The sequence below is a fragment of the Streptomyces sp. NPDC018029 genome, from assembly GCF_044327655.1.
Lineage (GTDB): Bacteria > Actinomycetota > Actinomycetes > Streptomycetales > Streptomycetaceae > Streptomyces.
Window position 1 is genome coordinate 484,209 of record NZ_JBIRFV010000008.1, and the last position, 14,310, is coordinate 498,518.

11 protein-coding genes and 1 pseudogene are annotated in these 14,310 nt (G+C 67.9%); 8 read left to right on the top strand and 4 right to left on the bottom strand.

The genetic code is table 11. The features are described 5' to 3' along the window. Positions 1 to 2: 2 nt before the first annotated feature. Together ACH4D5_RS26130 and xylA are read right to left on the bottom strand one after the other, a co-directional pair. Positions 3 to 326, bottom strand: coding sequence for a hypothetical protein (locus ACH4D5_RS26130; protein WP_398306957.1), 324 nt, complete (start codon positions 324 to 326; stop codon positions 3 to 5). Positions 327 to 584: 258 nt separating this feature from the next. Further along, the gene (xylA, locus tag ACH4D5_RS26135; protein WP_398306959.1) at positions 585 to 1,751 is read right to left on the bottom strand and encodes a xylose isomerase; all 1,167 of its coding nucleotides are present in this window, start codon (positions 1,749 to 1,751) and stop codon (positions 585 to 587) included. A gap of 125 nt (positions 1,752 to 1,876) precedes the next feature. On the opposite strand from xylA, the gene xylB reads away from it, so the two are divergent. From xylB to ACH4D5_RS26165, 6 genes are all read left to right on the top strand, one after another. Beyond that, the gene (xylB, locus tag ACH4D5_RS26140; protein ID WP_398306961.1) at positions 1,877 to 3,331 is read left to right on the top strand and encodes a xylulokinase; all 1,455 of its coding nucleotides are present in this window, start codon (positions 1,877 to 1,879) and stop codon (positions 3,329 to 3,331) included. A 14-nt stretch (positions 3,332 to 3,345) separates the two neighbouring features. Next, positions 3,346 to 4,572: an ROK family protein gene (locus ACH4D5_RS26145; RefSeq protein ID WP_398306963.1), complete on the top strand. Its 1,227-nt coding sequence runs from the start codon at positions 3,346 to 3,348 to the stop codon at positions 4,570 to 4,572. Between the two features lie 306 nt (positions 4,573 to 4,878). Continuing rightward, on the top strand, positions 4,879 to 5,949 hold the full coding sequence (locus tag ACH4D5_RS26150) for an acetamidase/formamidase family protein (protein WP_398306964.1): 1,071 nt from the start codon (positions 4,879 to 4,881) through the stop codon (positions 5,947 to 5,949). A gap of 144 nt (positions 5,950 to 6,093) precedes the next feature. Further along, positions 6,094 to 6,693, top strand: a complete 600-nt coding sequence (locus tag ACH4D5_RS26155; RefSeq protein WP_398306966.1) for an N-acetylmuramoyl-L-alanine amidase — start codon at positions 6,094 to 6,096, stop codon at positions 6,691 to 6,693. Positions 6,694 to 6,767: 74 nt separating this feature from the next. Beyond that, positions 6,768 to 8,057, top strand: coding sequence for a GAF domain-containing protein (locus ACH4D5_RS26160; protein ID WP_398306968.1), 1,290 nt, complete (start codon positions 6,768 to 6,770; stop codon positions 8,055 to 8,057). A 172-nt stretch (positions 8,058 to 8,229) separates the two neighbouring features. Further along, the gene (locus ACH4D5_RS26165; protein WP_398306970.1) at positions 8,230 to 9,753 is read left to right on the top strand and encodes an aldehyde dehydrogenase family protein; all 1,524 of its coding nucleotides are present in this window, start codon (positions 8,230 to 8,232) and stop codon (positions 9,751 to 9,753) included. 161 nt (positions 9,754 to 9,914) lie between these two features. Here the strand turns inward: ACH4D5_RS26165 and ACH4D5_RS26170 are convergent, their stop codons facing one another. After that, positions 9,915 to 11,303: a tyrosine-type recombinase/integrase gene (locus tag ACH4D5_RS26170; protein ID WP_398306972.1), complete on the bottom strand. Its 1,389-nt coding sequence runs from the start codon at positions 11,301 to 11,303 to the stop codon at positions 9,915 to 9,917. After that, entirely contained in the window at positions 11,300 to 11,497 is a 198-nt protein-coding gene (locus ACH4D5_RS26175; RefSeq protein ID WP_361846699.1) for a helix-turn-helix domain-containing protein, read from the bottom strand. The genes ACH4D5_RS26170 and ACH4D5_RS26175 overlap by 4 nt, the downstream gene beginning before the upstream one ends. A gap of 1,167 nt (positions 11,498 to 12,664) precedes the next feature. Between ACH4D5_RS26175 and ACH4D5_RS26180 the strand changes: the two are divergent. Both ACH4D5_RS26180 and ACH4D5_RS26185 read left to right on the top strand, forming a co-directional pair. Then, positions 12,665 to 13,093: pseudogene (locus ACH4D5_RS26180) on the top strand (transposase); the annotation flags it as partial. Between the two features lie 32 nt (positions 13,094 to 13,125). Further along, complete coding sequence (locus ACH4D5_RS26185) at positions 13,126 to 13,707, top strand: hypothetical protein (protein WP_398306973.1); 582 nt, start codon at positions 13,126 to 13,128, stop codon at positions 13,705 to 13,707. Positions 13,708 to 14,310: the final 603 nt, after the last annotated feature.

Sequence of the window (14,310 nt, forward strand, 5' to 3'; positions counted from 1 at the left end):
GGTCAGGACTGTGGCTTGGTGTAAGGGACTTGGCCATCTGCGGGCGGGGAGGGCTGGAGGGAGTCCAGGCCGCTCGGGAAGTCGGTGGGCAGCGAAGGGAAGTCCGTAGGAAGCGACGGCATGTCGGTGGGCAGTGACGGGACCTCGCTGGGCAAACCGGTGGGCAGCTCGGTCGGAATCTGCGACGGGATGCTGAGCGATGGCGTGGGTTCCGGTGTGGTGTCCTTGCTGGTCTCCGCGGGCTCCTTCTTGCCGTCGCTGTCGTCGCCGGTGGCCACGAGGACGACAGCGATGACGGCTCCCACCGCCACGATGATCGCCAGCAAGACGAACAGTCCGTTACGCCGCCCTGAGGGCCCTCCCGGGGGCGGGGCCGACGGCCAGCCCCCGCTGCCGGGAGGCGGCCCGTACCCATCGCCTGGTGGTGGTCCGAACCCACCCCCGCCCGGTGGTGGACCAGTGGGCGGGGGCGGAGGGGGCTGCGGAGGTACGGGCGGCACGGCCATACCATCAAGAGTCGCCTCGAACCGGTGACAAGGCGACCCCCGTGCACCAGCTGATGGGGCGTCTGCTCCGGAGCGCACTCAGCTCCGGGCTGCCAGAAGGTGGTCCATGGCCAGTTGATCGAGCCGTTCGAAAGCCATTCCGCGTGCTGCGGCCGCCTCGACGTCGAACGCCTCGAAAGAGTCCCTGTCCGCGAGCAGGCCGGACAATCCGTCCGCGGCGGTGGGGGCCGCCAGTTCGTCCAGACGGGCGGCGCGCAGCGCCTCGCGCACCTCGGGGTCGGCCCGGAACGCGGCCGCCCGCTCCCGCAGGATCAGGTAGTTGCGCATGCACCCCGCGGCCGACGCCCACACCCCTTCGAAGTCCTCCGTGCGCGGTGGCTTGAAGTCGAAGTGCCGAGGGCCGTCGTAACCGCCCCTCTCCAGGAGGTCGACCAGCCAGAACGCGCTCCGCAGATCCCCCGCGCCGAACCGCAGATCCTGGTCGTACTTGATGCCCGTCTGACCGTTGAGGTCGATGTGGAAAAGCTTGCCCGCCCACATCGCCTGGGCGATGGAGTGCGGGAAGTTCAGACCCGCCATCTGCTCGTGGCCCACTTCGGGGTTGACGCCGAACATTTCGGGCCGTTCCAGGCGCTCGATGAAAGCGAGGGCGTGGCCGACGGTGGGCAGCAAGATGTCGCCGCGAGGCTCGTTCGGCTTCGGCTCGATCGCGAACCGCAGGTCGTAACCCTGCGCGGTCACGTACTCGGCGAGGAGGTCGAAAGCCTCCTTCATGCGGTCCAGCGCATTGCCCACGTCCTTCGCCGCGCCGGACTCTGCGCCCTCCCTACCTCCCCACGCGACGTAGGTGTGCGCGCCCAGTTCGGCCGCGAGGTCGATGTTGCGGATCGTCTTCCGCAGCGCGTAGCGGCGTACGTCGCGATCATTGGCGGTGAAGGCGCCGTCCTTGAAGACGGGGTGTGTGAAGAGGTTCGTGGTGGCCATCGGCACGACGAGACCCGTCGCATCCAGCGCCTGCCGGAAGCGCTTGATGTGGCCCTCCCGTTCGGATGCGGATGATCCGAACGGGATCAGGTCGTCGTCGTGGAACGTCACTCCGTAGGCACCCAGTTCAGCAAGGTGCCGCACCGAGTCGGCCGGGTCGAGCGGGGCCCTGGTGGCGTCCCCGAACGGGTCCCTGCCCTGCCAGCCGACGGTCCACAGACCGAAGCTGAACTTGTCCTCAGGAGTGGGCTGGTAGTTCATGTGCGGCTCCCTCACCTATTTCGTCATGGCCCTTTACAAATTAGTATCCGAGGGCGCCGCTGGGAAGGTCGTGGAAGAAAACTCCGGTGCGCACCCGGAGACAACCGCAGGAATCGGAGACCGTCATGTCATCAGCGCCCTCAGCCCAGGGGCCCCTCGTGGTCGGCGTGGACAGTTCCACGCAGTCCACGAAGGTCCTGGTCGTCGATGCGGCCACCGGCCGGGTCGTCGCGAGCGGCCAGGCTCCGCACCGCGTGAGTACGGGGGAACATCGCGAAAGCGATCCCCGGGAGTGGTGGGACGCTCTGTGCGCGGCTCTCGAACAGTGCGGTCGAGCTGCCCGGGAAGCCACCGCGGTGTCCATCGGCGGCCAGCAACACGGGCTGGTCACGCTCGACAAGGAGGGCAGGCCGGTGCGGCCGGCTCTGCTCTGGAACGACGTGCGGTCGGCGCCGCAGGCCCGGAGCCTCGTCGAGCGTCTCGGCGGCCCCAAGGTGTGGGCCGACCGGGTCGGCAGCGTCCCAGGACCTTCCTTCACCGTGACGAAGTGGGCCTGGCTCGCCGAACACGAGCCCGCCGCGGCCCGCGCCACAGCCGCGGTGCGCCTGCCCCACGACTACCTCACGGAACGCCTCACCGGTCTCGGCACCACCGACCGCGGCGACGTCTCCGGAACAGGATGGTGGGCGTCGGGAGCGGAGCAGTACGACGAGGACATCCTCGACATGGTCGGCCTCGATCCGGCTCTGCTGCCCCGTGTCGCACGCCCTGGTGAGGTCGTCGGAACAGTGCGGGACGGCGACGAACTGCCCTTCTCCAGGGGCACACTGGTCGCCCCCGGCACCGGCGACAACGCGGCGGCCGCCCTGGGGCTCGGCCTGCGCCCCGGCACGCCGGTGCTGAGCCTCGGCACCTCTGGCACCGTGTACGCCGTCTCACAGCGCCGTCCCGCGGATCCGACCGGCACCGTAGCGGGCTTCGCCGACGCACGCGGCGCATGGCTTCCGCTGGCCTGCACCCTCAACTGCACGCAGGCCGTCGACCGGGTGGCCACGCTGCTCAACCTGGAGCGCGAGGCCGTGGAACCGGGCGGCTCGGTCACGCTTCTGCCCTACTTGGACGGCGAGCGTACGCCGAACCTGCCCCACTCCTCCGGAGTACTGCACGGCCTGCGGCACGACACGTCACCCGGGCAGTTGCTCCAGGCGGCGTACGACGGGGCCGTGCACTCGCTGCTCGGCGCGCTCGACCTGGTCCTGGACCCCGACGCCGACCGGTCGTCCCCGCTGCTGCTCATCGGAGGCGGTGCACGCGGCACCGCCTGGCAGGAAACCGTACAGCGCCTCTCCGGACGTCCCGTTCAGGTCCCGCAGGCCCGGGAGCTCGTCGCGCTCGGCGCCGCGGCACAGGCGGCGGGCTTGCTGACCGGCGAGGACCCCAGCGCGATCGCGCGGCGCTGGGGCACGACCCAAGGACCCGTGCTCGACCCCGTGGAGCGGGACGAGGCGACGCTCGCCCGGATCTCCGGGGTACTCTCCGACGCGGCGCCGCTCCTGGACAGGGCGCCCCATGGGGAGTGAGGACTGACCGAGGCATGACCGCACCGCTGCACGACGAGCGCCGGGGTACGTCCGGCGCGAGGCTGCCCGACACCCAGCAGGCGATGCGTCGTCGCAACCTGTCCCGGGTGATGCACACCGTGGCCGCCCACGGCCCCCTGTCCCGTGCCGCCGTCGCCTCCCGCATCGGGCTGACCCGGGCCGCCGTCTCCACGCTGGTGGACGAGTTGATCCGCTCCGGGCTTCTGGACGAGCTGGGCCCCGAACGGCCGAGTCGGGTGGGCCGTCCAGGGTCCGCCCTCGCAGTCAGTGCTCAGGGGCCCGTCGGCATCGGCGCCGAGGTGGGAGTCGACCACCTCGCGGCGTGCGCGGTCGATCTGCGCGGGGAGGTCCGCGTACGCGCTGTGCGACGGGCCGCGAACCGCGGACGCTCGCCCGTGCCGGTGCTGAAGGAGCTTGCCATCCTGGTGCAGCGGGTGAGCGCGGAGGCCCGCCGAGCAGGTCTGTCCCCCGTGGGCCTCGCGGTGGCCGTGCCCGGGCTCGTCGCCCGCGGCAGCCGGACGGTCGTGCGCGCCCCCAATCTGGGCTGGCACGACATCGACCTGGGCCGGCTTCTCCCCACAGAGCTGCCGCTGACAGTGGACAACGAAGCCAACTTCGGCGCCCTCGCCGAGTTGTGGCTCGGCGAAGCATCGCCCCAGGACTTCCTCCACGTCTCGGCCGAGATCGGCATCGGCGCCGCACTCGTCGTCGACGGACGGCTGCTTCTGGGAACACGGGGGTACGCGGGCGAGTTGGGGCATGTGCCCGTGCACCCCGACGGGCCGACCTGCCCTTGCGGAGGCCGCGGCTGTCTGGAGCAGTACGCGGGAGAGGAGGCCGTTCTGCGTGCGGCAGGCCTCGGCCCCGGTGAGGAACGCGGTGAACTCCTGGCCGACCGCGCCGCCGCGGGTGACGAGACAGTACGGCGAGCGCTCCACGGCGCCGGAACAGCCCTGGGCATCGCCCTCACCGGCGCGGTCAACCTGCTGGATCCGCAGGCTGTGGTGCTGGGCGGCGCGCTGTCGCGCCTCGCGCCGTGGCTGCTGCCCGCTCTCGAGCAGGAACTGGTGGAACGCACTGCCGGCCGGGCCTGCGGAGTCACGGTGTCCGGGCTCGGACCGGACGGCCCGTTGCTGGGAGCAGCGCACTCGGTGGCGCGGGCGGTGCTGGACGATCCCGCGGGCGTGAGCGTCAGTGCTGGTGGGGGCGGGCAGGCGTAGGGCGGTAGGGGACGGGCGGGGCCGCGGGGGCGCAGCCGTAGGCGGTGCGCACCCTTGAGCGGGGCCCAGAGCCTGGGGGGGCCGCGGAGCCATTGAGGCTAGAGGGGGTGCCGTTTGCAGCGCCGCTCATCCAGCATCGCTCCCCCGATTCCCCCGAACGGGTGGCCGAGATATCCACAATCACGCCGCTTTGCACAGATCCAAGCAGCGCCCTTCCGCCCCAACCTCTGAGCGCCGTAACGTAATTCACGCACGGCCCACCCGGCCGGACCGACGGCCCACCGGCCGGAGTGGAGCGACACAGCGATGAATGACTTCAAGATCCTGACCGTCCGACCCGAACCCGACCAGTACGCGTGGACGTTCGGCGGCACCCCGCCCCTTGCGCGCATCACCCCGGGCACCGTCCTCGACCTGTTCACCGAGGACTGCTTCGCCGGGAACGTGCGCTCGGAGAAGGACCTCGTCTCCGAAGTCTGCGAGTTCCCGTTCCTCAACCCCCAGACCGGCCCCTTCCACGTGGAGGGCGCGGAGCCCGGCGACACCGTAGCCGTCCACTTCGTGTCGATCGAGCCGGCCCGCGACTGGGCCGCCTCCACGACGGTCCCGCTGTTCGGTGCCCTCACGTCTACCCACTCCACCGCTTCGCTCCAAGCGCCCCTGCCCGAGGCAGTGTGGATCTGGCACCTCGATCGGGCCCGACGTACCGCGCAGTTCAGCGCGCGGGACAGCGACTTCCAGATCGAGCTGCCCATGGATCCCATGCATGGCACGGTCGGTGTCGCGCCGGCGAATCTGGAAGTGCGCTCGGCGCTCGTGCCCGACGCGCACGGCGGCAACATGGACACGCCCGAGATGCGCGCCGGAGTCACCTGCTATTTGGGGGTGAACGTCGACGGCGCGCTGCTGAGTCTCGGTGACGGACACGCACGGCAGGGAGAGGGAGAGACGTGCGGCGTGGCCGTCGAGTGTGCCATGAACACTGTGGTGATCGTAGATCTCCTCAAGGGAGTGAGTACGCCCTGGCCGCGGCTTGAGTCGGACACGCACATCATCTCGACCGGTTCGGCGCGACCGTTGGAGGACGCGTTCCGAATATCCCAGCTCGATTTGGTGCAGTGGCTGGTCCGTGATTACGGATTCAGCGAACTGGACGCGTACCAGTTCGCGACGCAGACCGTCGAATCCCCGCTGGCCAACGTCTGCGACACGAACTACACGTGCGTGGCCAAGATCCGCAAGGAGTGGCTGCCCGCACGCGAGACGCACCGCGGCCTGCACGCGCGACTGCGCCAGATATCCGCCGCGCTACCACGGTCCGCCTCACTCCCGCTCTCCGCTCCACGATCACGCGGGTCGGACCACCGTCCCCCCTGAGAACCAGCGCCTTTCGACAGGGCGGCCGCTCCCGTCCGAAGACCGGCGCTGCGCCTCTCAGCCGCAGTCGAGCCCACCACCGCGATGAGCTCCTCAAGTACAGCGCCAGTCAAGCCGTTCCCCCCACCGAGAGGCAGGTCAGTCATGGATCGATTGAGACGCTCCCCGAGCAGACGCCGTCTGCTGCAAGGCGCATTCGCCGCAGCCGTACCCGCCGCGCTCCTGCCCGCCACCCGCGCCACTGCCGGAGACCGCGCGGTCGACTACCCCCTGGCCGACTGGGTGCCGGCCAGCACCTCCAACTACACGGCGTCCAACCGCCCCAGCAGCTATCCCATCGACTACGTGGTCATCCACGTCACGCAGGAGACGTACGCGGACACACTCGCCATCTTCCAGAACCCCGCGAAGAAGGTCTCGGCCCACTACGTGGTGCGGTCCACGGACGGCCACATCGCCCAGTGCGTCCGCGAACGCAACATCGGCTGGCACGCGGGGAACTGGACCTACAACACCCGCAGCATCGGTATCGAGCACGAAGGGTGGGTCGACAAACCCGAGTACTTCACCAACGCGATGTACGAGCAGTCCGCGGCGCTGACTGCCGCCATCTGTGCGAAGTACGACATCCCGAAGGACCGTGAGCACATCATCGGTCACCATGAGGTGCCCGGTTCGGATCACACGGATCCCGGGCCGCATTGGGACTGGACGCGCTATCTCCGCCTCGTCAACTTCGCCTGAGTCAGCGCGTCCTTGTCGGCTTCCGTCTCCGGGGCGACGATGGCAGCACCGCATCGCCGTCCCGGGAGGCCGAGTTGACCGATCCATGGGTGGCCCTGGAGCCGGGCACCGACCCCGTCGAGCGGGTGCGGGTGGTGGGCCGGGCCCATGAAAGGTTCACTGACGTGGGGGCGATCTCCCGTCCGGTGCGTTCGGTGGTCGCCGAGTCGTGGCGGAGGTCGGCCAGGGCGCGAGTGAGTCCGGAGGCAACCGGTGCCGCGGTGGAACTCACCGACGGCGATCTCGGGGCGTACCGGGCGGAGCATCCGTTGGCGAGGGTGATGCCGCTGTTCCGCGAGTTGATGGGCAGCTTCGCGACGGACGGGGAGCATCTTCTCGCCGTGTGCGACGCGCAGGGCAGGTTGTTGTGGGTCGAGGGCCACGCGGTGACGCGACAGCGGGCGGGGCGGATGAACTTCGTGCCGGGCGCACGGTGGGCGGAGTCCGCCATGGGGACGAACGCGCCGGGGACGGCGGTCGCCGTGGACCGGCCGGTGCAAGTCTTCGCCACCGAGCACTTCATGCGGCGCGTGCAGCCGTGGACGTGTGCGGCGGCTCCCGTACACGATCCGCGGACGGGGCGGCTGATCGGCGCGGTCGACATCACCGGCGGCGACGGGCTCGCGCACCCGCACAGTCTCGCTTTCGTGCAGGCGGTCGCGCGGGCCGCCGAGTCCCACCTGGCGTTGCTGGCTCCGCCGACGGGAGCAGGCGAGAGGATGGAACTGGCCGCTCTGGGCCGAGACGAGGCGCTGCTGCTCATGGGCGGACGCAAGGTGCGGCTGAGTCGGCGGCACAGCGAGATCGTCGTGCTGCTGGCCCGCCACCCGGAGGGGCTGACGGGGGACGAGTTGCTGTATGCGTTGTATGAGGACGAGTCGGTGCCGCAGGTGACGTTGCGGGCCGAGATGGCTCGGCTGCGACGGGGGCTCGGGGGCGAGTTGCTGCGGTCGCGGCCCTATCGGCTGGGGGTGCCTGTCGAGTGCGATGTCGACACGGTCGAGCGTCGTCTGGGTGCGGGGGCGGTGACGGCGGCCGTGGCCGCGTATGCCGGTCCGTTGCTGCCGCAGTCGCAGGCCCCCGCTCTCGTCCGGCTCCGCCGCAGGCTCGCCGACCAGTTGCGGGCGGCGCTCGTCGACCGCAACGACCCCGATCTGCTCGCGGACTGGGCGCACGCTCCGTGGGGCGAGGATGACCTGACGGTGTGGCGGGCGCTGGCCGCGCTGCGTCCGACGGCGCCGGTTCTGGCCCGCTTGAGGGAGCTCGACGCCGAGTTGGCGTCGAGCGGATTCGAGGGCACGGCGGCCCGAGGCCCCAACGATTAATGCAGGGCCCCCTCGTTCCCCGCGCCCACCCCTACGCCTCGCGCCTCACGCCTCACGCCAGCGTGGGGAAAGTACGACGAAAAGTTCGCAACGTCGATGCAACGTCCGTGCTTCTAGCCTCCGGGCTAGAGCTGCCCAACGGTGGGCAGCCTGCCACGGGAGGCCAGCCAAGATGACTCGTTACGCAGCGCCCGGCACCGAGGGTGCGATCGTCTCCTACCAGTCGCGCTACGACCACTTCATCGGCGGCGAGTATGTGGCGCCGGCCCGTGGCCAGTACTTCGAGAACCCGAGCCCGGTCAACGGCCGGACCTTCACCGAGATCGCTCGGGGCACCGCGGAGGATGTCGAGCGAGCACTGGACGCGGCGCATGCGGCGGCGCCCGCGTGGGGGCGCACGTCGGTCACCGCGCGCGCGGACGTGTTGTTGAAGATCGCCGACCGGATGGAGGCCAACCTCGAACAGCTCGCGGTAGCCGAGAGCTGGGAGAACGGCAAACCGATCCGCGAGACGCTGGCCGCTGACATTCCGCTCGCCATCGACCACTTCCGTTATTTCGCGGGTGTCATCCGTGCGCAGGAGGGGTCGCTGAGCGAGATCGACGAGGACACCATCGCGTACCACTTCCACGAGCCGCTCGGTGTCGTCGCGCAGATCATTCCGTGGAACTTCCCGATCCTCATGGCCACGTGGAAACTGGCGCCGGCGCTCGCTGCCGGGAACGCCGTCGTCCTGAAACCCGCCGAACAGACCCCGGCCTCCATCCACTACTGGATGAGCCTGGTCGCCGATCTGCTGCCGCCGGGGGTCATCAACATCGTCAACGGATTCGGGGCCGAGGCGGGCAAGCCGCTGGCGTCCAGTCCGCGCGTCGCCAAGGTCGCGTTCACCGGGGAGACCACCACGGGGCGGCTGATCATGCAGTACGCCTCCGAGAACATCAAGCCGGTGACGTTGGAGCTGGGCGGCAAGTCGCCGAACATCTTCTTCGACGACGTGTGGGCGGCCAACGACGACTTCAGGGACAAGGCGCTCGAAGGCTTCACGATGTTCGCCCTCAACCAGGGTGAGGTGTGCACCTGCCCGTCTCGGGCGTTGGTGCAGCGCGGTCACTACAGCGAGTTCCTGGAGGCGGCGATCGCGCGCACCGAGCAGATCAAGGCCGGGCATCCCCTCGACACCGACGCCATGATCGGAGCGCAGGCTTCCAATGACCAGCTGGAGAAGATCCTCTCCTACCTGGACATCGGCCAGCAGGAGGGCGCCAAGGTCCTGACGGGCGGCCAGCGCGTCGAATACGACGGCGAGTTGGCCGGGGGCTACTACGTCCAGCCGACGATCTTCGAGGGCGACAACCGTATGCGGATCTTCCAGGAGGAGATCTTCGGGCCGGTCGTCTCGGTCGCTTCGTTCAACGACTTCGACGACGCCATCAAGATCGCGAACGACACCCTGTACGGCTTGGGGGCGGGAGTGTGGACGCGTGACATCAACACGGCGTACCGGGCGGGCCGTGCGATCCAGGCGGGTCGCGTCTGGACGAACTGTTACCACGCGTATCCGGCGCACGCGGCGTTCGGCGGTTACAAGCAGTCCGGCATCGGCCGCGAAACCCACAAGATGATGTTGGAGCACTACCAGCAGATGAAGAATCTCCTGGTGTCGTACTCGGCGAAGAAGCTCGGCTTCTTCTAGGGGCTCGAGAAAAGGCGCCTGACCTGAGGTTTTGCCGGTCAGGCGCCTTCCGCTCGACCCATTCAGAGCAGGGATTGATTTGTGCTATAACTCCCAGTTCCTCCCACCGTCATCCCGCCCCTGACCAGCTCTTCCGGTCTATTTCCGGTCCACATCCCGGCTTACCCCTCGAGCGTCGCGCCCTGGCTGACGCGGTCCCACTCCTGCATGGACTGCTCAATCAGCCGGTTGGCCTGCTCCCTCACGCCATCCAGGAACTTGGCGTTATGCCGGAAGAGGACCTCGATGCTCTGGCCCGCGCGGCGAGCGCATTCGGCCGGGTCCACCCCAGAGTACAACCAGGACGAGATCCCGGCGTGCCGGAGATCGTAGGGCCGCTTGGCCAGACCGGAGGCGAGTTCCGTGCGGGTCAGGACATGCTTCCGTGCCCGCGCCCATGTAATGCCATACGCGGAAGCGTCCACGTAGTTGCCGGCCTGGTTCCGAAACACCCGACCGTCCGGCGCCACGCCGAACCGTTTGATGTGCGCACGCAGGACGCGCACGAACTTCGGAGGGATAGGCACCGGCCGGGTCGCGGTAGCCGCGCGACGCTTGAGCGAGTGCACCTCGTGCACCGCGCCGTCGTCCGTCCACTCCTTGCCCGCGGTGATGACGCCGCCCGACAGGTTGAGCATCCCCCACCCGGTCCCGGGCAGATGGCACTGTTCGAGGCGGAGGTGAATGACCTCTCCCGGCCGCATGCCCGCGTAGTACATACAGCCGAAGAACGCCTCCAGGTGGGGTCCACGCCCGCGCTGCTGAGCAACTGCCGCAAGCAGCTGGGAGACTTGGGCCGGATTGGGGACGGCAGCAGGGTCCACCTCTTCGCTGACCGCCGGAGCGTTCCACCTGAGCCCGTTGAGAGGATTCTCCGCGAAGTAACCTTTCTCCACCGCGGTGCTGAGAACTTCACTCAACGCAGCCCGCTTGCGCCGCACCGTCTTGGCCGCAGCCGCTTTGCCGTCCAGCTTGCGACACAGGGCGTCCAGTGCCCGCCGCAGCACATCTGCTTCCGCGAGAGCACCGACGGGCAAGGAGTTTCGCTTCAGCCAGTCCAGGGCCTTCCGCCACTCGTCGCTTGGCTCTTGGGCCCATGCGTTCTTATTGAACGCCCACGAGTAAAGGGCGCGCCGCAGCACCCGCGGCTCCGAATAGGTGGCGCCTGGACGCACCAAGGCGGGCGTGACGGTGGCGAATGCGTCGGCCAGGGTGCGGCGGGTGTTTCCCGGTGTACGGTCCCAGCGTTGGTCGATGTAGTCGTGGGCAAGGTCGTACCATGTCGTCCGCTGCTTGATGGCCCGCAGCTCGGACGCCGGCAGCCCCGTGTGCTCATCGAAAGGCTCGCCTTCGCGCGCCGCCGTCATCAGCTTCGCATGCCGACTCTCGGCGAGCCCGATAGTGCTGAATGATTCGGAATTTTCGCGCCCGTTGACCGTCCATCGCACCTGAAAACGGCTGCGCCGACCAGGACGCTCCCGTATGTCCCAGAAACGGGCGTTGTAACTCATCGCCAAGTGTCAAAATCTCTCTCGCAGGCGTCCCACCAGGCATCCAAATCTGCGCGACGGCAACGAAGTTCACCATTGGGCAGCTTGATCATGCGGGGGGCCTGCCCGCGGGCGCGCATGCGGTAGAACGCCGACGGGCTCATGCGGATCTCCGCAAGAACCTCGGCCAGCTTCAACGCAGGAGGACGAGCCATGCAATTTCACCTTCACATGGAGAAACGCTTCACGTCAAAAATCCAGGCGTGTATTGATACGCAGCACAAACCAGCCGTCTGAGAGATCTATCCATCGTGGAGTGACCCACAAAAAACGCAACGGTACATCGCGAATCCACACAGCACTGGATATTCCTCATGGCGCACAGCCGAACGGCCAGGGGGGCTCGCGTAGCAAGCAGCCGACCAAAGCCATGGGCATGAAGACGCGGTCATTGGTAGGGCAGCAGGCGGCAGGCCCTATTCCTCCTCGCGAATGAGTGCGGCACTGCCAACTGCGTCCGCCACAGCTCCACCGCCAAGCACAGCCACGTGCGAACACCATCAATGCTCTGCACGATCCCCGGTTTCGCTAACCGGGGATCGCCTGCTATGTATCGCGCAGCACGAAAAGAGAGTGGCTCATGGGCACCCCTGTCGTCTCCACCGGAGAGCGGGGATCGCTCCGTCCATGACGAGCGTCAGACGTCCGTCTTCGGTGAGTCGGCTGAGGCTACGCGCCACGACACGCTCGGGGCGCCAACGGCTCGGGCAACTTGTCGGGGTGCGGCCCCGGGGTGCACCGCGACGCACGCGACAACCGCTCGATCACGACGGTAGCCGCGAGGTAACAGGGCCTTCTCAAATAGCGCGGCCGCGCAGACGCAGTGACGGAGCACCGCGAAAAGCGGCCCATGGTCTTCTGCCTCCTGCATGGTCCACGCGTTCACGGCGCAGAGCCTCAACAGGATGGGCAGTGAAGCGAGCAGATCGGAGAGCGGGATTCGACAGCCGGGGCCTCCTTAGAACGAGTCTCGGCGGCGAGAGCGAGCAGAGCTGAAGTCCGGGTTCCCAGGGCGTCCGGCCTGCGTACCGGTCGTTCCGTAGCTGCATCACATCGCTGACCTGGTGTTTTCCGGGACGTTGTACGTTGACATGGTCTCCGAGGAGGTTCCAGTCCTTTGAGGGCCTTTCCTGTCTGCCGTGGGCGAATCCGCGCCGAGCACACGGCAGGCAGCATCTTCGCTGCCTGGCTTGGCCGGCCCCTCGGCACCGTGGTCGAGCAACTACCCGCCCGTGTGGATGACGGCTTACCCAGCACTCTCCGCCAGCGATTCCTTCTGGTGCGCGAGCAACTTCCCAGTGGTGGCATCGAGCTGTCGGCCGCTGAGCACGTCGCCACGGTCGGTCACCGCGCAGCCGCCAGCACCCCACGTGGTGACGAGATGGATCCTCAGCCGACCCGAGACGCTGACCGAGACCGTACAGCTCCACCTCAAGGCCGTCCTGGCCAACTGCCCCCAACTCGACGCCCTGACCGGTCACCTCCGGTCCTTCGCCCAGATGCTCACCGAGCGCCAGGGCGAACGGCTCCCGCAGTGGCTCGACGCCGTCCGACAGGACGACCTGCCCAGCCTCCACACTCCCGCGGCCGGAATCGACCGAGACCGCGACGCGGTCATCGCCGGACTCACCCTGCCCTGGAGCTCGGGCGTCGTCGAAGGGCACGTCAACCGGATCAAGATGCTCAAGCGCCAGATGTTCGGCCGCGTCAGCTTCGCACTGCTCCGCAAGCGAGTCCTGTTGGCTCACTGATCCATGTCAGATGCGCGCGATAGCTTCCCGACATGGGTGTCTATCTGGTGAGCGTTGGCGCGGAGGAATGGTTCAGTGATGAGGAGGACGGATGGGGTGAAGTTGCTTCGGCACTCAATGCTGAACTCAGACGGCGGGGCCTGCCGTCCTACGAGGAAGTCCCCGCAGAGACGGACTTCGCACCTGGCTCAGGGCAAGCTTTCGAGGAGAAGCTGACCCCCTATATGACCGGGTTCCTCGCCTTGTGTCAGATGCATCTGTCACGGGAGGAATCGGAGATCCTCTGCGGCTGGACCGTGCTCGTGCCCTTCTCGCTTGATGAGGAGATCTGGTTGCCCATCGCGTCCGACGACCACGAGTCCATGGTGGCCGGCGCTCCTCAGGTACTACCGCTCGCCGAGAAGCTGGCGGCAGCCATCGATCTGCCAGCCGAAACCCCGGTGACATGCGACAACCTCGACCTGAGCACGTGGTTCAGGCACCAAGCAAAGGAACTGGCCACTACTCGAATAGGGCCTCGGAGCAAGGACCTGGACACAGCCTTCTACGTCGCACTGTTCCTGCGCGCTGCCCAGCACTCGATCCGACGCAGCTGCCCCGTCGTCTGCACCTGAGACCGCCGACAGTCCCACTGGCCTCCCAGCGAAGATCACCCACCGTACGCACATCACGGAAAGCGAGCCAGAACCCTTCAAAGGCCACTGTTTATTCGGCAATCTGGGAGGCGGTTGGCGGTCCGCATGCCCGCCCGTGTTCACGAGAAATGACGGCACTCGACCTTCGCGGCGCCTGCTACTCAGCGGCAATCCAATCGCAAGTGGTTGCAGACTTCGGGGATGATCGAGGAAGAGTTTGAGCATGGTGGAGGGGCGACAGCATGGCGATCAGTGGGCTGCATCCAGAGAGGACGGCTCGGCTTGAGACGCTCGTCAACGAGTGTCGGCCACTGCTGACCGGTGACGGCGGGATGGCTGCTGTGCAGCAGCTACTGACTGAGCGCCGAGTCGAGGTGCTCGATGCGGTGGTGATCACGCGCGAGTTGCTTGGGGCGGGTCCCGCAGCCCTTTGCCAGCGGCCGACCGGCTGGAGGCGTTGGGCGCCAGCAGCTCTCTTCAGACACTACGCGCAGGAACTACCTGTCTATAGCCGCGGCATCGGGGGTGCCCGGTGCGATGGCTGTACGGTTACTTCTCTGGTTGAAGCGCCTCGTGCGCGCG

Excerpts from the sequence above, each read along its gene's own strand:
- ACH4D5_RS26170 (WP_398306972.1), bottom strand. The coding sequence starts at position 11,303 with ATGAGTTACAACGCCCGTTTCTGGGACATACGGGAGCGTCCTGGTCGG.
- xylA (WP_398306959.1), bottom strand. The coding sequence starts at position 1,751 with ATGAACTACCAGCCCACTCCTGAGGACAAGTTCAGCTTCGGTCTGTGG.
- ACH4D5_RS26145 (WP_398306963.1), top strand. The coding sequence starts at position 3,346 with ATGACCGCACCGCTGCACGACGAGCGCCGGGGTACGTCCGGCGCGAGG.
- ACH4D5_RS26185 (WP_398306973.1), top strand. The coding sequence starts at position 13,126 with ATGGGTGTCTATCTGGTGAGCGTTGGCGCGGAGGAATGGTTCAGTGAT.
- xylB (WP_398306961.1), top strand. The coding sequence starts at position 1,877 with ATGTCATCAGCGCCCTCAGCCCAGGGGCCCCTCGTGGTCGGCGTGGAC.
- ACH4D5_RS26155 (WP_398306966.1), top strand. The coding sequence starts at position 6,094 with ATGGATCGATTGAGACGCTCCCCGAGCAGACGCCGTCTGCTGCAAGGC.
- ACH4D5_RS26175 (WP_361846699.1), bottom strand. The coding sequence starts at position 11,497 with ATGGCTCGTCCTCCTGCGTTGAAGCTGGCCGAGGTTCTTGCGGAGATC.
- ACH4D5_RS26165 (WP_398306970.1), top strand. The coding sequence starts at position 8,230 with ATGACTCGTTACGCAGCGCCCGGCACCGAGGGTGCGATCGTCTCCTAC.
- ACH4D5_RS26150 (WP_398306964.1), top strand. The coding sequence starts at position 4,879 with ATGAATGACTTCAAGATCCTGACCGTCCGACCCGAACCCGACCAGTAC.